This is a genomic window from Micromonospora sp. NPDC048170 (assembly GCF_040652795.1).
Classification (GTDB): Bacteria; Actinomycetota; Actinomycetes; order Mycobacteriales; family Micromonosporaceae; genus Micromonospora.
Genome location: NZ_JBEZMR010000003.1, coordinates 87,647 through 106,001, shown reverse-complemented (window position 1 = coordinate 106,001; position 18,355 = coordinate 87,647). Strand labels below are relative to the sequence as shown.

Below are 18,355 nucleotides of genomic sequence, written 5' to 3'. Positions count from 1 at the left end.
CGCCGCGCTGGGTGCCCCACAGGACCTGCCGATCTCTTCGACGGCCAGGCATCGGTGTTCTGGGCCGAGCACGGTCCCTGCTGCCCGACATCCGTCCATCCTTCGGGAACTCTGTTCCGCTCTTCAGGATGGTTGGAGATCTTGGTACCGGATGGCCCCTAAAGGGGCCATCCGGTACCAAGATCTCCGGTGCGGTCAGTCAGCGGGTGCCGTGCCGGCTGCGGCCGGGCGCGGGGAGCCGCTCAGGCCCCGGCGTCGGGTGACCCGGACGGCGGCAGCGGCAGCTCGACGGCGGCCACCGCCTCGACCCGCACGGCGGAGTGCGCCGGCGGCAGCCTGTCGGCTCGCGGCGAGCGGCTGTGCACCCGGCCCTGGCCGGTCGGGTCCGGCCGCCTGCTCACCTCACAGGTCACCATCCGGATCGGCGGGGGTGGCGCGGTGAACCGGCCGGCGCCCCAGCGCACCCAGAGCGGGATCCGCCCCGCGTCGGCTTCGGCGGTCAGCTTCTCCCAGGTGCGGCGGCGCGTACCGTGGTCGACCTCGACGACGACCGGCGGCCCGTCCGGGCGGGCACACGCCACGTCGAGCACCGACTGCTGTGCGGACATCGGCGGCGGCAGCGGCAGCACGCTGGCCGCCCGCCGGTAGACCCGCCAGCCCTGCTCCCCCGCCCAGTCGACCACCGCGTCGATCAGCCGGGCAGTGACCTGGTCCGTGGTCAGGCCGGTGAAGGTGACCGCGTCGAGCCGGTCGGCCAGCGACGCCGCCAACCGCTCCCCGTCCTCGCCGACCACCACCGCCGCAGGGTAGCCGCGCAACCGGCCGTCCCCACCGGCGGGGCGGCACGGCAGCGGGCGCGGGGACGGCTGACGCCTCCCGGAACGCGGGTGTCCCCGTACCGCTGCCGTCACCGGCCGCCGGGTGCCCGCCCCAGAGCCCGCGTCGCGTTGTCGGTGGCGACCTGCCGGGCATAGTCGGCGCCCCGGTGTGCCACCGTCGCGGAGGGAGCGTCGGTGCCCATCGGGAACGGCCAGTCGCTGCCGAGCACCAGCCGGTCCGCGCCGAAGACCGACACCGCCAGGTCGACCACCTGCGGGTCGTGGGCCAGGTTGTCGACGTAGATGGCGCGCACCGCCTCGGCCGGGGTGGGCGACAGCATCGGTACGCCCGGTCGGGTGGTGGTGTGACCGCGCTCCCAGCGCCCGACCACCGCCGGTACGCAGCCGCCGCAGTGCACCAGCACGAACCGGATTCCCGGGTGCCCGCCGAGCACGCCGCCGAAGACGAGCTGGGCCACCGCCACCGTCGTCTCGACCGGGTTGCCCAGCAGGTTGGCCAGGTAGTAGGGCTCCAGACGGGGGTCCGCCGAGTGCGCGGGGTGCAGTTGCACGGTGCGCCGGTCCGCGTCGAGGCGCTGCCACAGGGGGTGCAGGGGCGGGCCGTCGAGCGGACCGGCGTCTCCACCGGCGGCGCCCACCACGCCGGCCCAGCGGTCGTCGGCGGCGATCCGGTCGTACTCGGCGAGGGCCACTTCGGGATGTTCGAACGGCAGGTACGCCAGCGGGGTGAGCCGGGGCCGGTCGGCGACCACGGCGAGCAGGCCGTCGTTGACCGCACGGACCCACGCCGCCGCCTCCGGCCCGGAGAGCCGCTGGCGGTAGAAGGGCGGCGGCACGCTGACGATCGCCTCGTCCAGCTCCGCCTGGTCCAGGTACTTCTCGAGCCGGTCCGGGTGGTAGAGGTCGGGCGGGCCGACCCGGCTGCCGCCGAGAACGGCGGCGCCGTCAGCGTCGACCGCGACCCCTGGCAGCTCGGCCGGGCGCAGGTCGGGGGCGAGGTGGGCGTGCATGTCGATGCCAGGCAACGGAGGGCTTCCTAACGGTTGGCCCGACCGGCGGTCACGACGAAACGCGCCGACGGTACGGGATGGGGTGGCTGGCGTGACCGCTCACGGCGGACCGTCCGTCGGGGCGGAGGTGCCCTGACGGTTGGCGGGCGGTGCCAACGGCTGACGCGGTGACGCCGGCGGTCAGCTTCCGATCGGCGCGTGTCCTGCGGCCCGGGCGGCAGGCACCGCAGCGGCGTCGGTGTTCATCTTGCCGATCACCCGGTCGGCCGCGTGCTGGATGTGGACCTGCACGGCGGCCACCGCCGCCGCCACGTCCCCCGCCACGCACGCGTCGAGGATGGCCCGGTGCTCGCGGAGCCGTTCCTCGTTCTGCCCCGTCGGGGTGACCGTCGCGAACCGGTACCGCTCGCTGTTCTCCCAGACCGGTTCCAGGCCGCGCAGCAGCCAACGCGATCCGGCCGCCCGGTAGATGGTGAAGTGGAACTCGGTGTGTGCCCTGCGGGCCGCCGTGGCGTCGCCGCGCGTGGACGCGGCGACGTGCTCGTCGAGTGCCGCCTCGGCCCGCCGGGCGTCCTGGGCGGTGAACCGGGTCGCCGCCCGCTCGATGAGGGCCGTCTCCATGGCGACCCGGGTCTCATGGGTGTCGACCGCGTCCTCGACGGTCAGCGGCATGACCCAGGCGCCCTTGTGCTGGACCACCTCGACCAGGCCGAGCGCGGCCAACCGCCGGATCGACTCGCGGACCGGGCTCATGCTCATGCCGAGCAGGTCGGCCATCTCGTTGAGGCGCAGCGGGGTGCCGGCCGGCAGCCGACCGGTGAGGATCGCCTCGTGCAGGACCGCGGTCGCCGAGTCGGCGAGGGTGCGGTGCTGTCCGTCGGCTCCACCGGCCCGGCCGTCGTCGTTGGCGTCGCTCAGGACGGATCGACGATGGGTTGTTACCACGGTTTGCCTCCGGATAGAGCCGCTGGTGGGATGCCGTGCTCGTCCCGTTCTCGCGGGACATGATCCATGTTTCATGGGGTGCTCGGTGATCCCACAAACGCATCAGGGCCCTGGAAATGGTACCAATTTCGTCGCTGTGGAATGGTGCGGGTCGGCGCCGCGCTGCGCCGCCCCGCACCCGTCACGGGGTCAGTGCAGCTTCGTCAGCCGCACCCGGTTACGCAGCTCACCGAGCGCTTCCACCCTGGTCACCACCAGGTCCCCGTCGTTGAGGAACACCTGTGGGTCACGGGCGTTACCGATGCCGCTCGGCGTGCCGGTGAGCACCACGTCGCCGGCCCGCAGCGTCATTCCCCAGCTCAGTTCCGCGATGATGCGGGCGAATGGGAAGGCCATCTGCGCGGTCGACGCGTCCTGGAGCAGTACGCCGTTCACCTCGCACTGGATGCGCAGGTTCGCCGGGTCCGGCACCTCGTCCACCGTGGTCAGCCACGGCCCGAGCGGCATGGTGGCGTCGATGCTCTTGCCCTTGAGCCACTGGCCGCCGTGCGCGCGTTGCAGGTCGCGCTGCGACACGTCGTTGGCCACGCAGAACGCCGCCACGTACGACAGCGCGTCCGCCTCGCTCACCGAACGGCAGTCCGCACCGATGACCAGCGCCACCTCCGCCTCGTAGTCCCACTTGGCGGAGATCTGCGGGTCGTACGCGATGTCGTCGTACGGGCCGACGACCGTGTCCGGGCCCTTGGTGAAGAAGGTCGGGTGCTTGGGCCGTTCCGCGGGGTCCTGCCCCTCCCGCTTGCCGCGCGACTCCTCGAAGTGGTCCCAGTAGTTCCACCCGGTGCAGAGGATGTCCCGGTTGAACCGGCGCAGCGGCGCGTCGAGCCGGACCTCGGCCAACGGCACCGCCGCGACCTGCCGCGCGGCGGCGCGGACGCGTTCCAACGCGTCCGCGCCACCACGAATCGCCTCGTCGAGGTCGCCCAGCTCGGCGGGGAGCACGGCGACGGTGTCGCCGTCCAGCACCCCGATCCGCCGGCCGGCCTCGGTACGAACGCTGGCGAGCTTCATCAGGCGTCCTGCTCGTCGTCGATCACGCCGATCGCGCTGATCTCGATCAGGTAGTCCTTGTTGACGAACTTGGAGACCTCCACCATCGTCGAGGCCGGCGGCTCACCGGTGAAGTACTGCCGGCGCACCTCGTGGATGGCCTTGAAGTCCTCCATGTTGCGGACGTAGACGTCCACCCGCACGATGTCCTCCAGCGACCCGCCGGCAGCCGTCATCGCGGCACGCAGGTTCTGGCAGACCTGGTGCGTCTGGGCGGCCACGTCACCGACCCCGGTGACTCCGCCCTCGCGGTTGCGGGCGGTCATGCCGGACACGAACACCATCCTGCCCCGCGCCCTGATCTGGGTGGCCTGGGCGAAGTGACCGTTCGGGGCGGCCAGCTCGGGGGAAACAATCTGCTGCTTGGGCATCGTCATCATTCTTTCTTCGAGGTGGAGCTAGCGGGCGTCCGCCGGGTCGGTGTACCAGTCCGGCTGGGTCGGGTAGTGCGGCCCGTCGTAGATCTCCAGCAGGACGCTCTCTTCTTCGGCCAGCGTGGGCCCGTGCAGGCTGCCCTTCGGGTTCCAGTAGAAGGAGCCCGGGGTGAGGGTGAGCCCGGTGGGCACGTAGGTGTACCGGCCGCTGAGGCAGAACATGAACTGGTTGGACGCGTGCGAGTGGCGCAGCGGGATGCCGGCGCCCTTGCGGAACCGGATCAGCGAGATGGACGCCTCGGTCTCCTCGTTGCGCCACAGCGCCTTGTGGGAGAGGCCGGCCAGCGTCTTGTCCGCCCAGTCCAGTTCGTCGGTCTGGAGCAGGATCTCGCGGAAGCGGGCCAGCACCAGGCCGTCCGGGCCGGGCACCAGTTCCTCCCGCGACCGGTCGGCCGCCTCGCCGCCGTAGTTCGACGGTTCGGAGAGGTTGTTGGCCCACTCCTGCGGGTCGACGCCGGCCGGCACCGGCGGGGTCGGTACGAGCGGCAGGTCGCTCATCGCTCGCCCTGGCCGGACACGAGGTTCTCCCCCAGGCACTTCAGCTCGACGAGCCGGCTGCGGTACCGGGTGGTGCCGTTGTTGGTGAGCATGTGGATCTCGCCCGGCTCGCGGTAGACCACCCCGCCGATGTCCTCGTGCACCAGGCGGGGGTCGCCACCGGCGAGCGCGTCGATCCGGTTGTCGGCGGCTTCCAGCGCGATCACCATGTACGGGTTGAGGTGGTGGTGCCAGGGCTGCTGCTCACCGGGCGCCAGGCTGATCTCCCAGACCCGCACCTGGTCGTTCTCGAAGACCACCTGCTGACCGACGGCACCGAGCTCGACCTGGGTTCCGTCCGGGGCGGTCGCGTGACCGTAGTTACTCATTGTCATCCCTTTCGCAGACGAGGGTGTTGTCGGACCGGGTCACGGGCGGTAGGCAGCCGGTGACCCGGGCGTAGAGCTGGGCGGCCGTGTCGATGCCGGAGACGGGGTCGAACGGCACGATCGCCGCCACGTGCCCGTCCGGGCGGACCAGCACCAGTGTGTCGTTGTCGACCCCGAAGCGGCGCCGCACCCGGTCGCCCGGGTCGAACAGCGCCCGGTCCCGCAGCCCGGAGTCGTGCGGCGCGTCCCACCGGCTCACCACGTAGTGTCGCAGCGCGGGCGACTCCTGCGGCGGCAGGGCCGGGCCCCGGCGCGGGTCGGTGAAGTAGAGCGCCACGAAGGCGTCGGCAGCCAGGTCGTGCAGGTGCACCGTGCCGGACTGACCGAACAGCGGCAGGTCGGGGCTGCGCGCCCCGGCCAGCACCGGCAGCGGCTCGTCGCCGGCGGCGACCATCGACCAGTCGCCCGTGCCGCCCACGTCGAGGCGTACGCCGAGCATGGCGCGGGTGAACGCGTTGCCCCAGTTGCCGGCGGTCATCACCCCCGGGTCGTCCGCGCGCCGGGCCATGTAGGCCCGCGCCGCCGCGGCCATCGCCGCGGAGCCCTTGGTGGCGACCGGTTCCTGCTCGACCTGGTAACCGTCGAGCAGGCTCGGCTCGGCCCAGCCGCGCAGCACCCAGGCCATCCGCCAGGGCAGGTTGGAGGCGTCCAGGACACCGGTGTTCAGGCCCAGCGCCCACATCGGGGTGATCAGGTGCGCGGCATCGCCGAGCAGGAAGACCCGCCCGTCCTGCCACCGGTCGGCCACCCGCTGGTGCACGTTGTAGATGTTGGTGCCGACGATCTCCAGGGTCTTGGTGTCCCCGATGAACCGGCGTGCCTTGTCGGCCAGTTCCTCCCGGTCCGGCTCGGCCTGCCCGGCCGGCAGCGGGTAGAGGAAACGCCAGCAGTGCGGCTGGCGGACCAGGATCATCCACTCCTGGGGGTCACCGAAGTAGGCCAGGTACGGGTAGTCGCGCGGGTTCTCCACGTCCAGGTCGACCTTCAGGTCGACCAGCATGTAGCGCTCCTGGTAGGTCTCGCCCTCGACCCGCGCGCCGATCTGGTCCCGGACGACGGACCGCCCGCCGTCGCAGCCCAGCAGGTACCGCACCGGAACGGTCCGCTCCCCCTCGGCGGTACGCAGCCGCACGTCCACCCGGTCCGGGTGCTGGACGAAGTCGAGCAGCCGGTGTCCCATGTGCAGCGCGCCGGGTGCGGTGGCGTCGAGCCGCTGCCGCAGGATCGGCTCCAGCTCGTGCTGCGGGATGTTGATGACGAACGGGAAACGGGTGTCCTCGGTGAGGTCCCCGGTCCGGACGCTGAGGGTCTGGGTGTTCGTGGCCCGGTCCAGCTCGCCGATCTCGTCGATGCGCAGCGACCCGGCCAGCACGTCGTCCAGGGCGCCGTACCGGTGCAGCACCTCCAGGGTGCGGGTGAGGACGGTGCCGGCCTTGGTGTCGAGCGACAGCCGCTCGTCCTCCTCGAAGATGACCACCGGCACGCCGTAGTGTGCCAGGCCCAGCGCGGTGACCAGGCCGACGGGCCCGGCACCCACGATGCCCACCGGCAACTGCTCGGTCGTGCTGCTCATTGCGCTTCGCTCCTCGGGTACGCCCGGTCACGGGTGAGGGTGGATCCGGTCATGGTCGCGGCGGGCGAGAGCAGGAACATCAGCGGACCGACCACGTCGGCCGGCACGCCGATGCCGGTGGCCCGCGCCCAGTGCTCCCGTTCGCCACCGGTCGGGTTGGCCTGCTGGAACTGCGGGGTGTCCACCACTCCGGGGAAGACGGTGTTCACCCGGACCCGGTGCTCCGCCACCTCGGCGGCGAGCGACTTGGCGAAGGCGATCAACGCCCCCTTGCTCGCCGCGTAGGCCGACGCCTGGGCCCGGCCGGCGGTGGCCAGGCCCGAGGCGAAGACCAGGATCGCGCCCGAGCGGCGGGCGATCATGTCCGGCAGGACGGCCTGCGCGCACCAGACCACCCCGTCGAGGTTGACCGCCAGCGTGCGGCGCCACTGCTCGGGGTCCATGTCGACCACGTCGCAGCGCGGCTGCACCGCCGCTCCGGCCACCAGGGCGTCGATCCGCCCGTGCTCGGCGAGCACCCGGGCGACCGCGGCGTGCACCGCGTCCCGGTCGGACACGTCCACCCGGTGCTCCCGCACCCGCCCGCTCGGGTGCGGCTGGCCCGACGTCACGTCGAACACGACGGCCGTGCCACCGGCGTCCGCGTACGCGTGGGCGAGGGCGGCGCCGATCCCGTTGGCGCCGCCGGTGACCACGAGCACCTCGCCGGTGGCGTCGAAACTGGCCTGCATGACTTCCTTCCTCCTTCGTCGACCGGGTCAGCCGGCGCTGGCCGGTGACGGGAGCGGCACGCCCAGCCCGGCGGCGACCTCCGCCAGTCCGGCGAAGACCGACGGCTGGAGCGCGACACCGTCGCGCGACGCCCGGTCGTACCGGCTGGCTTCGATGTCGCCGGGCAGGTGCACCTGCTCCGTGCCGGGCGCCAGCGCGGAGCCGAGCACCTGGTCGGCCAGGTCGTCGACCCGGCGGGCGAGCTCCTCCGCGTCCTCGGCGAACGCCTCGGCGTCCAGGGCGAGGAAGAAGTGCGCGCAGTCGTTGGGCACCGACACGTCGGCGTAGAGGCCCTGGACGCCCCGGCCGTACGCCCCGCCGGACAGCACCCCGGTCAGTACGTCGATCATGAGCGCGAGACCGTATCCCTTGTGGGCGCCGGACGGCAGCAGCAGTCCCTTGAGCGCGGCGGCCGGATCGGTGGTGGGCCGCCCCTGCGCGTCGGTCGCCCAGCTCGCGGGGATCTCGCGGCCCTCACCGGCGGCCAGCCGGATCTTGCCGAGCGCGGCCTCGGAGAGCGCCACGTCGAGGATCACCGGCTTGCCACCCGCGCGTGGTACGCCCACCGCGAGCGGGTTGTTGCCGACCACCGCCGAGGCGCCACCGGGGGCGGGCATCAGCGGGCGGGTGTTGGCCGCCGCGATGCCGACGCAGCCGTTGTCGGCGGCAAGTTCCACGTAGCGGAACGCCCCACCGAAGTGGAACGCCCGGCGGACGGTGACCACACCGACGCCGTACGTCTGCGCCTTCGTCACCGCCAGCCGCATCGCCTGGTCACCGGTGAGCTGCCCGAGCGCGTGGCCGGCGTCGAGCACCGCGATGGCGCCCTTGTCGCGGACCACCTCGGCCCGCTCGGCCCGGCTGACCGAGCCGGCCCTGATCCGGTCCACGTACATCGGCAGCAGCATCACCCCGTGCGAGGGGATGCCCCGCATGTCGGCGTCCACGAGGGAGCCGGCGACCAGGCCGGCCGCCTGCTCGGAGTAGCCCAGTGCGCCGAAGACCGAGGCGACGGCGTCGGTGAGCCACCGGACGGGGACCGTCGGCGGGAAGTCAGGCGCGCTCATGACCGGTCCGCCCACGGCACGAAGAACCGCTCGACAGCGGCGAGCAGGTAGAACAGCACGACACTCATCACTCCGAGCAGAATCATTGCGGCGAAGGCCAACGCGGTGTCGGCGCTGGCGCCGGAGGCGACGATCGCGTAGCCCAGCCCCTCGGTGGCACCGACGAACTCGGCGATCACCGCGCCGATGACGGCGAGGGTGATGGCGAGCTTGAGACCGACGAAGAGCTGCGGGATGGCGGCCGGCATCCGGATCATGCGGAACGTCTGCCACCAGTTGGTCTTCAGCGACCGGCCCAGCTCCACCAGGTCGGCCGGGGTGGAGCTGAGGCCGGCGGCGGTGGAGATGACGATCGGGAAGAAGCAGACCAGGAAGACCAGGAAGACCTTGGGGAACTGGCCGAAGCCCATCCACACCACCAGCAGCGGCGCGACGGCCACCTTCGGTACGGCGTTGAGCATCAGCAGCAGCGGGTAGACGGTCCGTTCCAGCATCCGCGAGGCGGTGACGATCAGCGCCAGCGGCACCCCGATCGCGATGGCCATCAGGAAGCCCAGCAGCGTCTCCCACAGGGTGACCAGGGTGTTGTCCCACAGGTAGGAGGACTCCTCGACCATGGTCTGCGCCACCTGCACCGGGGACGGCAGGATGAAGCTCTCCACCTCGAAGACGACCGTGATCGCCCACCACAGGGCGGTGGCGGCCACGACGCCGAGCACGGGCGGGAGTTGCTGCGCCAGGCGGCCTGCGGCGCGCGGCTTGTCGCGGCCGGTACGGCGGGTTTCGGTGACCGTCACCGTGCCACCTCCTCGGGGGTCATGAGCAGGTCGTGCAGCTGGGCGCGCAGCACGCCGAGTTCGGCCGAGTGGCCGTCGCGTCCCAGCGAACGCGGGCGGGCGATGTCGATCCCCACGATCTGCCGCAGCCGGCCCGGTCGCGGGCTGAGTACGACGACCCGGTCGGCGAGCAGCACGGCCTCGTCGACCGAGTGCGTCACGAAGAGCACCGTCGAGGCGTGCTTCATCTGGAGGCGCTGGAGTTCGACCGTGAGGTCGGCGCGGGTGAGCGCGTCGAGTGCGGAGAACGGCTCGTCCATCAGCAGCACGCGCGGCTGCTGGATGAGGGCCCGGCACAGCGAGACCCGCTGCTGCATCCCGCCGGAGAGTTCGTGCGGCAGGCGCTTCTCGAAGCCGTTCAGCCCGACCAGGTCGAGCAGTTCGTGTGCGCGGTTGCGGGCGTCCCGTCGGTCCTGTCTGAACACCTCGGTCGGCAGCAGCACGTTGTCGATGACCGACCGCCACGGCAGCAGGGCCGGGCGCTGGAACATGAAGCCGATGTCGCGCCGTGGCCCCCGGATCGGGGTGCCGGCGACGGTTATCTCGCCCGAGGTGGCCGCCTGGAGGCCCGCCACCAGCCGCAGCAGGCTGGACTTACCGCAGCCGGACCGCCCGACGATCGCCACGAACTCGCCGTCGGCGACTTCCAGCGACACATCACGCAGGGCCTCCACATCGCCGGCCCGGGTGCGGTAGATCTGCGAAACGTTACGAATTCCGATCATGGTTTCGCCCCTCGCGGTGCGCGCCGCAACCAGCCGCGCGCACCGCCGTCGAAGAGGAAGTTATGGCTTTGCGATGTCGTAGACGCCGATGTCGTCGGCGTTCGGCGTCGACTTGAGGGTGCCGGTGCCGGCGAGGAGGTTGATCATCGCTTCCACCCGCGTCCGGTCCAGCTTTCCGGCCGGTCCGCCGTCGCCCAGGACGTACGGCTTCATCTCGGTGAGTTCGGCGGCGGCGACCTTCTCGTCTGCCGTCCGGTCGTGCTTCTTGAGCAGCTGGGCTGCTTCCTCGGGGTGCTCCACCGCGTAGAGCAGGCCCTTGACCAGCGCTGCCGTGAACTTCTCGACCTCTGCGCGGTTGTTCTCCAGCTTCGCGGCGGAGACAATCAGGCCGTTGCCGTACAGGTCGGGGAGCTTGTCGGCGTACGGCAGCATGGTGACGGTCTTGCCACCGGCCGCCTTCTCCAGCAGCGGCTTGCCGGCGGCGAACTGGCCGATCGCGTCCACGGAGCCGGCGGCGAGCAGCTGCGGGAGCGACTGCGGCGAGGACGGGACGAACTTCACCGACTTCGGGTCGATGCCGGCCGCCTTGGCGTACGCCGGGAAAATGATCATGTTGGTGGAGCCGGAGCTGTCCGCGATGCTGGCGCCCGGCAGCTTCTCCGGTGAGTCGATCGCCTTGTCCAGCGAGGCGATGCCGGCCATCGACTTCTGGTGGACGGCGGCCACCACGCGCACCGGCATCTTCTCGTTGGCCAGCGTGGTGATGACCCCGGAGAGGTCGCCAGGGCCGTAGTCGGCCTGCCCCGACCCGATCAGTTTCATGACATCGACGGTGCCGGTGCCGGGCTTGATGGTGACGTTGAGCCCGGCCTCCTTGAAGTAGCCCTTCTCCAGGGCGACGTATGCGTACGCGTCCCGACCGAACGTCCCGAAGGAGGTCAGGTAGGTGACGGAGGCGGCATCGGGGGAATCGGCCTTCTCCGAATCACCACAGCCGGCGACGGTGAGTGTGAGAGCCGCTGCGGCGACGGCCGCGGCGAGACGGGTGCGAGCTGACATGTGACCTCCTGCATCGGCGGGATTTATCAAATGTCAAACTTCCCGCCTCGTCAAGACCTCGTTTTGGCAACATCGACCCGCCTCGGCGGTCCCGGCCCGACGACCACACCCCCGCCAGGCCCACTGACCTGGCAGTACGTCCCGCCGCCCGCCCCTGCTGGCAGCCGCCTCCCCGGTTGGATCACGCCACGCGCCCACCGGCGAGCACGTCGCCGTCACGGCTCGGCCGCGGAGTGCCGGCCGCCCGGATGCCTCGCCCAGGGGTTGCTCGTCGGCGTCGGTGGTGGTGTCACGCGTTCGAGGGCGTACGAGAAGAGGCGCGGTCGCCTGCCGGCCCCCGGAACGCACGACCGTGGGCGCCGTCCGCCGGGCTAGCACGACACCCCTCCCCCTCCTCGCCCCTCCCCCGCCCTCCCACCCCGCGTTGATCAAGAAGTTTTCGTCACGACACGCCGGGTGGTGTCGCACGAACTTCTTGGTCAACAGGGCAGGACGCCGGCGGGCGGGGCATCGGATGCGCCTCAGGGCTTCCGGCACGCAGGGTTACCGAAGGTGGCCGCCGTCGAATTCAGTGCAGCGACCGGGGGGATCTACAATCGATCCTTCGATACCGGGCCTTGAGGGAAGATGGCCGCCTCGCCCGGCCTGTGCAGGTAGAACGGTGCGTCGTCGCCTTGCTCCTACGGTGACTTGACTCGACAGTGAACTGAGCGGGCCAGCGCAGACGGAAGACAGACGTCTCGACGAACCAGCAGGGATGGCTCGGCCCATCTGCGACGTCCACGACGTCTCCACCGTCGGCGAGTTGATGGGGCTGGACTACCACCTGCGCAGGACCGGAGGGAGTCCAGCGAGTGACCCGTACGGCGTCCGAGCCGGCCAGGTGTCGCTCGAACACATACGGCCAGTGAGGTGTCAGCACTATCCCGTAGCCGGCCAGCCGGGCGAGGACATGTCCTACGGGGTCGCAGCGTAGCTGATCATCCCACGAGCCTTACCCACCGAGATCAGGTGCACTCTTCTGCCACCGACCGCGCCCCGTCAGCGTCCGCTCCTGCCGATGAGCGCGCACGCCCGGTTTCCGGAGCGACGGGGAGTCATTCGGACGGCAGCGGCGAGCAGCGGTGGCTTTCTGAACCACTCGGCGATGCGGTTGTCCTTACTTCGTCGCGACGAGGCAGCCGGTCGGGCCCAGGCAGAGAACGAAGCAATGCCGCCAAGTCGCCATGCGCGAGGGGAAGGTCGCTCAGCTCGTTGATTCCGATCCATGCGATGTCGTCATGCTCGTCAGGTGCACGGTTGGTCGGAGAGCCAACCCAGTCTCCGACCTGCCAGACGACCACGTGAACGGCGTCCTCACCACTGCCGGCATGCCAGTCGCCCAACCGTGAGGAGGACTCCGCCACAATGTGAACACCGAGCTCCTCGCGCATCTCACGCGCGAGGGCTTGTAGTTCCGACTCATCCGCTTCGACATGTCCCCCGGGCAGAAGGGGACGCTCAGGCGTCCGGATCTGCCGCGAGTCGCGCGCACCGATACGACCGACGCCGACACATGCAGATGGAGCAACCAGTCACCGCAATGGGCGTCGCCGCCGCAGAGCCGTGCTTCGGAATGTGGGCGTACGGGGGCATCGCGGTGGACGTGGCGGTGAGATCCTGAGCGGCGTGACAGACCTCGACGCCAAGGCGAATCTTCATCGGTACCTGCGGGATGCTCGCGAGGCGCTGCTCGGGAAGCTCGACGGGCTGTCGGAGTACGACGTTCGGCGCCCGCTCGTGCCGACCGGCACGAATCTGCTCGGGCTGGTCAAGCACGTGACCTTGGTGACCGCCGGGTATTTCGGCGAGGTGTTCGACCGGCCCTTTCCCGAGCCCGTCGTGGGCCTGAACGAGGATGCCGAGCCGAACGCGGACATGTGGGCCGCAGCCGACGAGTCCCGCGACGACATCATCGGCCTGTGGCACCGGGTCTGGGCACACGCGGACGTCACGATCGAGGCGCTCCCGATCGACGCGCCCGGCGCGGTGCGGTGGTGGCGCCACACGCCGGTGACGCTGCACCTCATCCTCGTGCACGTGCTCGCCGAGCTGAACCGGCACGCCGGACACGCCGACATCGTGCGCGAACTGGTCGACGGCCAGGTCGGCTGGCGGCGGCCCGGCGACAACGTGATCGAGGGCGACGAGGCGTGGTGGGCCGCCTACCGCGAGAGGCTGGAATCCACCGCGCGCGAGTTCGCCTGAGGACGCGATCCTTCCTGAACCGCGGAAGCCGTCCAGTTCGCCCCGGGTGGTGCCGATCGAGCCGGAGTCCGAGAAGCCGTTTGCCTTCTGCCAGCGGCCGTTGCCGCCCGAGGCCATGGTCACATGCAGGGATTTGCCGCTGACCGCGCTCTGTCAGCGTCCGCTCCTGCCGAGCTGAGTACGTCGTGTGCAGCGCTAATTGGGTAGCGGTCGACTTTGTCGATCGCAAGGATTCCGGTGTGGATCAGCATTCGGTTGACATCGTCGAGTACTACACCTTCCGGTACAGCGAGAACGCTCGACTGGATGCCCGGCCTCAGGCGCGGCTGGAGCGTACGCGGACGCTGGAACTCCTGCGGGATCTGTTACCGCCTCCGCCGGCCCGGGTGTTGGATGTTGGTGGCGGGACCGGCGAGTACGCGCGGGCGCTCGTCGCCGCAGGGCATCAGGTCCGGCTCGTGGATCTGGTGCCGAGCCACGTGGCGCAGGCCGCCGGCGGGCAGCCCGCGCTCGACGCGGTGGTAGCTGATGCTCGGGAGTTGCCCGAGGACGACGATCGCTTCGATGCCACGTTGCTTTTGGGGCCCCTCTACCACCTGGTGCACGTCGAGGACCGGTTGAAGGCTCTGCGCGAGGCTGCCCGGGTCACCCGCCCGGGAGGCCGTGTCGTCGCCGCGGCGATCTCGCGTTTTGCTGGACCGATCGACTTCGCGGCTACGGGACGTCTGACCGAGACGGCGGTCCAGGAAGCTCGGGCGTTGCTCACTGACGGGGTGAACGATCCGCGTAGCAGCTTCGCCCCGGCCTACTTCCACAGGGTTGAGGAACTCGTCGACGAATGCCGGGCCGCCGGCCTGACCGACATCGTGGTGCACGGGCTTGAAGGGCCGGCCTGGTCGGCAGCCGAGGCCGCGGCGAACGGACCGTTGTCCGAGGTTGTCTTCGCCGGCGCACTGGACCTCGCCCGGGTCTACACCAGCGAGCCAGCGCTGATCGCCGCGAGCGCGCATCTACTCGCCACCGGGCTGGTCCCGAAGAGAGACGAACAACCGCTCCGGCTCGGATAGCCGGACGGCGTACCCAGATGCCGCCGGCCACGCCGCCGAGGCGGTGCTGCTCAAGGGCGGCAACCTGGTCGGGCTGTCGTACCTCCTCGCCGGCACCCAGCAGTCGGAAATCGTTCGACGGGAGAACTTGTATCGACTTACAATTTGTACCCGTGTACAGCTTGATCTGAGCGGGAGGTGACGTCGTGCGGGCCATGAGCCGGGACGAGGTGCGGGGTGCGATCGCGAACCTGGACTCGACCGCGAGCAAGGTGCGTCTGCCGGCCTGGTTCGACGAGGTGTCGTGGGACAAGCTCGACTACCTCGGGTGGCGAGATCCCCGAGCGCCCATGTGCGCCTACCTGGTCACCGACATCGACGGCACGGCGTCGGACGTGATGCTCCGCCAGAGTCCGAGCCGGGCTGAGCTCGGCGGGCGAGCGGTCATGTGCTCGCTGTGCCACTTCATGCGCCGCTTCAACGAGGTCGCCCTCTTCTCCGCGCCGCGCCGCTCCGCCGACAAGCGCCAGCGGCTGAGCACGCTCGGCATCCTCGTGTGCACCGACCTCGACTGTGTCACGAAGGTGCACAGCGCGCCCCTCCTCGGGCCGTTCGACCCACCGGTCGACGAGATAATCCAGGCGCGCAGGGAGGGGCTGCGGGTGCGTACCGTCTCGTTCCTACGCTCGGTGTCGAGCACTCCGCGAACCGTACGAGGGAGGGGATGATGGCGTACCTGGCGCGTGCAGAGCGACGCCGCTCGATCGTGGAGGCGGCGGCCACCGTGGTCGAGCGCGACGGCTTGGGTGCGGTGACGGCCAGAGTCGTGGCGGACGAGCTTGGCGGGTCGCAGGGCCAGATCCACCACCACTTCGCGTCGACCGACGAGCTCGCCGGGGAGGCCTGGCGGCACTACGCCGCGCGGCAGATCGACGAGTACGAGCGCGAGGTCGAGGGCCTCGATGCGTACGACGCGCTCGTGCTCTTCTTCGACGACCTCGTCAGTATCGACGGGGACGGGCACGCGCTCGCGCGGTGGGCCGAGGCGAACGCACACGCGCAGCAGCGTCCCCTCGTCGCGAAAAGCTACGTCGACACGCTCACACGGCTGACCGACGTCCTCGCCTCGGTCATGGCCAAGAGCTCCGAGGCCGCGCATGCGCGAACGGCCGCCTGGCGGATCCTCATGCTCGGGGTCGGGCTCGCCGGGCTCACCCGCATCACCGAGGACTCCCCCGTACCGGCCCGTGACGTCATGCTGTCGGCGATCCGAGCAGAGACGGATTGACGTCCTGCCTGCGGCGGGCAGGACGTCCGCTCGTCTGGCTCGACGACGAAACCACTGACGCCGACCGGCGATGGGTCGTCGCGCATCACCCGCAGCCGGCGCTGCTACACCACGTCGATCCATACCTGGGACTGACCGGCACTGATTTCGCGGCAGTGCGCCAATGGCTCAGACAGCAAGACGAAGGGGTTTGATCAGCTGCACGCATCTGCCGAGAGGCGCGTGTGCGGGGTGCGGTGGCCGCCCAGGATGTGCTTACCTTCTCGCATGCCGCATCCCATCATGTTTGACGAGGCAGACCCGATCCTGGGCCGGCTGCGAACGCTCGCCCTGGCCTTCCCCGACGCGGCCGAGAAGGTCTCCCATGGGCGTCCCGCCTTCTACACCACCAAAGTCTTCGCCTACTACGGGGGATCGGTGAAGGTCGACGGCGTCCATCAACAGCACGATCAGTCGGTGATCGTGCTGGTCGAGCCCGAAGAGCGCGCGGCGCTGCTGGCGGAAGACCGTTGTTTCGTACCGGCCTACCTGGGTCCCTACGGGTGGGTCGGGGTGGACCTGACCGATGACATCGGCTGGGATGAGGTCGGCGAGCTACTCGACGCCAGCTACCGACGTACGGCCGGGGCACGCAGGATCGCGCTGCTCGACTCCCAACAGCCCTGAGCACCCCGCAGATACTCGACAGCTCAGTCGACGGCACCGACGACAGTGTCAACCCGCGCCATGTTTCCCCGGTCCTGTCACCCTGATCGCCCTTGATCCGGTGCCCGCAGGTAGCCGCGATCAGGGTGGGGGACCCTGGAGTCAACGTGCCGTCGGCGCCGGCCTGCGGCGAACCCGCCACCACACCTCGACGAGAATCGGTGGCAGCGCGATCGCGGCGCCGGCGAACGCAAGTGCCCGAATGCGCCGTTGCTGGATCTCTTCACGTAGTTCCTCGTAGGTGACCTGGTGTTCGATGACGTCGCCGCGGGACCGTACGCATTCATCACCGGGACCGATCAGGACATCGTGGTTGGCCGGGTTGGCCTCGAAGCAGGCGATCCTGGTCGGCTTCAGTTCCCAGTTGACGCGGTCCCAGTCGACGTCGATCCACGACTGCGACGTGCACATGTCGCCTGAGCAGGAGGCTCGCACCGGCAGCTCCCAGCCGGAACGCAGCATGAGAGCGCCGACGAACAGGCCCAGCAGGACGGAGCTGAGGGAGACGACCGCGCGCATGGCAGGTTGGACCGTCGGCAGTCGTGCCTGGTTCCACCAGAGGCATCCAGAAAGATCCTTCCCGCGCTCGCTCCCTGTTTGGGTGATACCGGGGTAGAGGGACCGCGATCCGTCCGGCCGACCCGGGGCCTTGCCGTCGAGTAGCACGGCCGACTGCGTTCGCAATGCTGAAGATCGTGGTGCCGATGCGGCACGGTGGGTAATTGGCGAGCGGGTCGACGCGGTTACGCTGCGTGTGCGACAGTGGTTCATGCCGTTGAGCACGTATCACCTCAGAACTTCGATAGCCGTGTCCGACATACAACGGGCGGTCGCGTTCTACGAGGGCCAACTGGGCCTACAGGCGCTGCAGTCGGGCCCCAGCGCCAACATCGCCGATGGCAGCCGTGTCTATGGTTCTGGCGGCGTGGCGGCACTGAACGTGTACCAGTCGGTTACTGCTGGAAAGAGCCCGGCGACACTGGCGACATGGTACGTCGACGACATCGACCAGGTCGTTGACGAGCTCGTCTCGTCCGGCGTCGAGCTCATCCGATACGACCAGTTCGAACATGACGCCAAGGGAATCACCGCTCGGGCCGGCGGTGGACGTATCGCGTGGTTCCAGGATCCTGACGGCAACACCTTCGCCCTCGAATCCGACGTCTGACGGCCGGGCGTCCACCCTCTCCTGATCGGCTGCGTACCGCGGTGTCCGCCTTTCTGGGCCGCTACCGTGGGCAAACTCGCGTCCGCACTGAGTCCGACCTGCGAGTCTTCCTCCACTGGTGCACCGACCAGGCCCGTGATCCGCTCACCATCGCGCGGATGGACGTCGAGCGGTACGTGCGCTGGCTGCAGGACGTACGCCGCTACCAGCCCTCGACGGTCTCGCGGCGTCTGTCGGTCGTGGTCGGGTTCTATCGGGTCTGCGTCATCGACGCCATCCTGGAGCATTCGCCGACCGACTACGTCCGCCGGCCCGCGGTGCCGTCCGAGTCGCTGCTCCTTGGGCTGGGGCACCTACGGTTCGAGGCTCTGATCGCTACCGCCCGGCTGTCGGCCAACCCGAACGACTTCGCCCTGGTCGCGCTCCTGGGTCTGCTCGGGCTGCGGATCTTCGAAGCCTGCGGGTCGAACATCGCCGACCGGCACCCCAACTACATCCTCGCTGCCTACAGGGCCCTCTGAACATGATCAACCGCTCACGGTTCTGTCGAGATGTGCGCACCCGAACACGGCGGCAGCGATGCCGACGACAGCGCGTGCGACCGTG

22 protein-coding genes are annotated in these 18,355 nt (G+C 70.1%); 7 read left to right on the top strand and 15 right to left on the bottom strand.

The genetic code is table 11. The features are described from left to right. Positions 1-242: 242 nt before the first annotated feature. The 14 genes from AB0D32_RS07080 to AB0D32_RS07015 form a co-directional block, all read right to left on the bottom strand. Positions 243-797, bottom strand: a complete 555-nt coding sequence (locus AB0D32_RS07080; protein ID WP_357085924.1) for a hypothetical protein — start codon at positions 795-797, stop codon at positions 243-245. A gap of 110 nt (positions 798-907) precedes the next feature. Continuing rightward, positions 908-1,864, bottom strand: a complete 957-nt coding sequence (locus AB0D32_RS07075) for an amidohydrolase family protein (protein ID WP_357085921.1) — start codon at positions 1,862-1,864, stop codon at positions 908-910. Between the two features lie 165 nt (positions 1,865-2,029). Then, complete coding sequence (locus AB0D32_RS07070; protein WP_357085918.1) at positions 2,030-2,794, bottom strand: GntR family transcriptional regulator; 765 nt, start codon at positions 2,792-2,794, stop codon at positions 2,030-2,032. 189 nt (positions 2,795-2,983) lie between these two features. Further along, the gene (locus AB0D32_RS07065) at positions 2,984-3,865 is read right to left on the bottom strand and encodes a fumarylacetoacetate hydrolase family protein (protein WP_357085915.1); all 882 of its coding nucleotides are present in this window, start codon (positions 3,863-3,865) and stop codon (positions 2,984-2,986) included. Continuing rightward, positions 3,865-4,275, bottom strand: coding sequence for a RidA family protein (locus AB0D32_RS07060; protein WP_357085913.1), 411 nt, complete (start codon positions 4,273-4,275; stop codon positions 3,865-3,867). Before AB0D32_RS07060 ends, AB0D32_RS07065 begins: the two co-directional genes overlap by 1 nt. Positions 4,276-4,302: 27 nt before the next feature. After that, the gene (locus tag AB0D32_RS07055) at positions 4,303-4,836 is read right to left on the bottom strand and encodes a hypothetical protein (RefSeq protein WP_357085911.1); all 534 of its coding nucleotides are present in this window, start codon (positions 4,834-4,836) and stop codon (positions 4,303-4,305) included. Then, a complete protein-coding gene (locus tag AB0D32_RS07050; RefSeq protein WP_357085909.1) occupies positions 4,833-5,204 on the bottom strand; it encodes a cupin in 372 nt (123 codons plus the stop codon). The genes AB0D32_RS07055 and AB0D32_RS07050 overlap by 4 nt, the downstream gene beginning before the upstream one ends. After that, the gene (locus AB0D32_RS07045) at positions 5,197-6,837 is read right to left on the bottom strand and encodes an FAD-dependent monooxygenase (RefSeq protein WP_357085907.1); all 1,641 of its coding nucleotides are present in this window, start codon (positions 6,835-6,837) and stop codon (positions 5,197-5,199) included. The genes AB0D32_RS07050 and AB0D32_RS07045 overlap by 8 nt, the downstream gene beginning before the upstream one ends. Continuing rightward, positions 6,834-7,568 (bottom strand): SDR family oxidoreductase, encoded by a 735-nt coding sequence (locus AB0D32_RS07040; RefSeq protein ID WP_357085904.1) that lies wholly within the window; start codon positions 7,566-7,568, stop codon positions 6,834-6,836. Before AB0D32_RS07040 ends, AB0D32_RS07045 begins: the two co-directional genes overlap by 4 nt. Positions 7,569-7,595: 27 nt before the next feature. Beyond that, the gene (locus AB0D32_RS07035) at positions 7,596-8,675 is read right to left on the bottom strand and encodes an Ldh family oxidoreductase (protein WP_357085902.1); all 1,080 of its coding nucleotides are present in this window, start codon (positions 8,673-8,675) and stop codon (positions 7,596-7,598) included. Then, the gene (locus tag AB0D32_RS07030; RefSeq protein WP_357085899.1) at positions 8,672-9,472 is read right to left on the bottom strand and encodes an ABC transporter permease; all 801 of its coding nucleotides are present in this window, start codon (positions 9,470-9,472) and stop codon (positions 8,672-8,674) included. Before AB0D32_RS07030 ends, AB0D32_RS07035 begins: the two co-directional genes overlap by 4 nt. Beyond that, the gene (locus AB0D32_RS07025) at positions 9,469-10,236 is read right to left on the bottom strand and encodes an ABC transporter ATP-binding protein (RefSeq protein ID WP_357085897.1); all 768 of its coding nucleotides are present in this window, start codon (positions 10,234-10,236) and stop codon (positions 9,469-9,471) included. The genes AB0D32_RS07030 and AB0D32_RS07025 overlap by 4 nt, the downstream gene beginning before the upstream one ends. Positions 10,237-10,296: 60 nt before the next feature. Beyond that, on the bottom strand, positions 10,297-11,295 hold the full coding sequence (locus AB0D32_RS07020) for an ABC transporter substrate-binding protein (RefSeq protein ID WP_357085895.1): 999 nt from the start codon (positions 11,293-11,295) through the stop codon (positions 10,297-10,299). Between the two features lie 1,097 nt (positions 11,296-12,392). Further along, on the bottom strand, positions 12,393-12,785 hold the full coding sequence (locus AB0D32_RS07015) for an NUDIX domain-containing protein (protein WP_357086531.1): 393 nt from the start codon (positions 12,783-12,785) through the stop codon (positions 12,393-12,395). 178 nt (positions 12,786-12,963) lie between these two features. On the opposite strand from AB0D32_RS07015, the gene AB0D32_RS07010 reads away from it, so the two are divergent. From AB0D32_RS07010 to AB0D32_RS06990, 5 genes are all read left to right on the top strand, one after another. Next, complete coding sequence (locus AB0D32_RS07010) at positions 12,964-13,542, top strand: DinB family protein (protein WP_357085893.1); 579 nt, start codon at positions 12,964-12,966, stop codon at positions 13,540-13,542. Positions 13,543-13,781: 239 nt separating this feature from the next. Then, positions 13,782-14,609: a class I SAM-dependent methyltransferase gene (locus AB0D32_RS07005; protein WP_357085891.1), complete on the top strand. Its 828-nt coding sequence runs from the start codon at positions 13,782-13,784 to the stop codon at positions 14,607-14,609. 194 nt (positions 14,610-14,803) lie between these two features. Continuing rightward, complete coding sequence (locus AB0D32_RS07000) at positions 14,804-15,316, top strand: FBP domain-containing protein (protein WP_357086529.1); 513 nt, start codon at positions 14,804-14,806, stop codon at positions 15,314-15,316. Continuing rightward, complete coding sequence (locus tag AB0D32_RS06995) at positions 15,316-15,876, top strand: TetR family transcriptional regulator (RefSeq protein ID WP_357085889.1); 561 nt, start codon at positions 15,316-15,318, stop codon at positions 15,874-15,876. The genes AB0D32_RS07000 and AB0D32_RS06995 overlap by 1 nt, the downstream gene beginning before the upstream one ends. A gap of 267 nt (positions 15,877-16,143) precedes the next feature. Beyond that, entirely contained in the window at positions 16,144-16,542 is a 399-nt protein-coding gene (locus tag AB0D32_RS06990) for an MmcQ/YjbR family DNA-binding protein (protein ID WP_357085887.1), read from the top strand. Positions 16,543-16,683: 141 nt separating this feature from the next. Here the strand turns inward: AB0D32_RS06990 and AB0D32_RS06985 are convergent, their stop codons facing one another. Next, on the bottom strand, positions 16,684-17,100 hold the full coding sequence (locus tag AB0D32_RS06985; protein ID WP_357085884.1) for a hypothetical protein: 417 nt from the start codon (positions 17,098-17,100) through the stop codon (positions 16,684-16,686). A gap of 289 nt (positions 17,101-17,389) precedes the next feature. On the opposite strand from AB0D32_RS06985, the gene AB0D32_RS06980 reads away from it, so the two are divergent. Together AB0D32_RS06980 and AB0D32_RS06975 are read left to right on the top strand one after the other, a co-directional pair. Continuing rightward, positions 17,390-17,749: a VOC family protein gene (locus AB0D32_RS06980; protein WP_357085882.1), complete on the top strand. Its 360-nt coding sequence runs from the start codon at positions 17,390-17,392 to the stop codon at positions 17,747-17,749. A 41-nt stretch (positions 17,750-17,790) separates the two neighbouring features. Then, a complete protein-coding gene (locus tag AB0D32_RS06975) occupies positions 17,791-18,270 on the top strand; it encodes a site-specific integrase (RefSeq protein ID WP_357085880.1) in 480 nt (159 codons plus the stop codon). Positions 18,271-18,355 lie beyond the last annotated feature (85 nt).

Excerpts from the sequence above, each read along its gene's own strand:
- AB0D32_RS07055 (WP_357085911.1), bottom strand. The coding sequence starts at position 4,836 with ATGAGCGACCTGCCGCTCGTACCGACCCCGCCGGTGCCGGCCGGCGTC.
- AB0D32_RS06995 (WP_357085889.1), top strand. The coding sequence starts at position 15,316 with ATGGCGTACCTGGCGCGTGCAGAGCGACGCCGCTCGATCGTGGAGGCG.
- AB0D32_RS07025 (WP_357085897.1), bottom strand. The coding sequence starts at position 10,236 with ATGATCGGAATTCGTAACGTTTCGCAGATCTACCGCACCCGGGCCGGC.
- AB0D32_RS07020 (WP_357085895.1), bottom strand. The coding sequence starts at position 11,295 with ATGTCAGCTCGCACCCGTCTCGCCGCGGCCGTCGCCGCAGCGGCTCTC.
- AB0D32_RS06990 (WP_357085887.1), top strand. The coding sequence starts at position 16,144 with ATGCCGCATCCCATCATGTTTGACGAGGCAGACCCGATCCTGGGCCGG.
- AB0D32_RS07000 (WP_357086529.1), top strand. The coding sequence starts at position 14,804 with ATGAGCCGGGACGAGGTGCGGGGTGCGATCGCGAACCTGGACTCGACC.
- AB0D32_RS07035 (WP_357085902.1), bottom strand. The coding sequence starts at position 8,675 with ATGAGCGCGCCTGACTTCCCGCCGACGGTCCCCGTCCGGTGGCTCACC.
- AB0D32_RS06985 (WP_357085884.1), bottom strand. The coding sequence starts at position 17,100 with ATGCGCGCGGTCGTCTCCCTCAGCTCCGTCCTGCTGGGCCTGTTCGTC.
- AB0D32_RS07050 (WP_357085909.1), bottom strand. The coding sequence starts at position 5,204 with ATGAGTAACTACGGTCACGCGACCGCCCCGGACGGAACCCAGGTCGAG.
- AB0D32_RS07040 (WP_357085904.1), bottom strand. The coding sequence starts at position 7,568 with ATGCAGGCCAGTTTCGACGCCACCGGCGAGGTGCTCGTGGTCACCGGC.
- AB0D32_RS07060 (WP_357085913.1), bottom strand. The coding sequence starts at position 4,275 with ATGCCCAAGCAGCAGATTGTTTCCCCCGAGCTGGCCGCCCCGAACGGT.
- AB0D32_RS07045 (WP_357085907.1), bottom strand. The coding sequence starts at position 6,837 with ATGAGCAGCACGACCGAGCAGTTGCCGGTGGGCATCGTGGGTGCCGGG.
- AB0D32_RS07065 (WP_357085915.1), bottom strand. The coding sequence starts at position 3,865 with ATGAAGCTCGCCAGCGTTCGTACCGAGGCCGGCCGGCGGATCGGGGTG.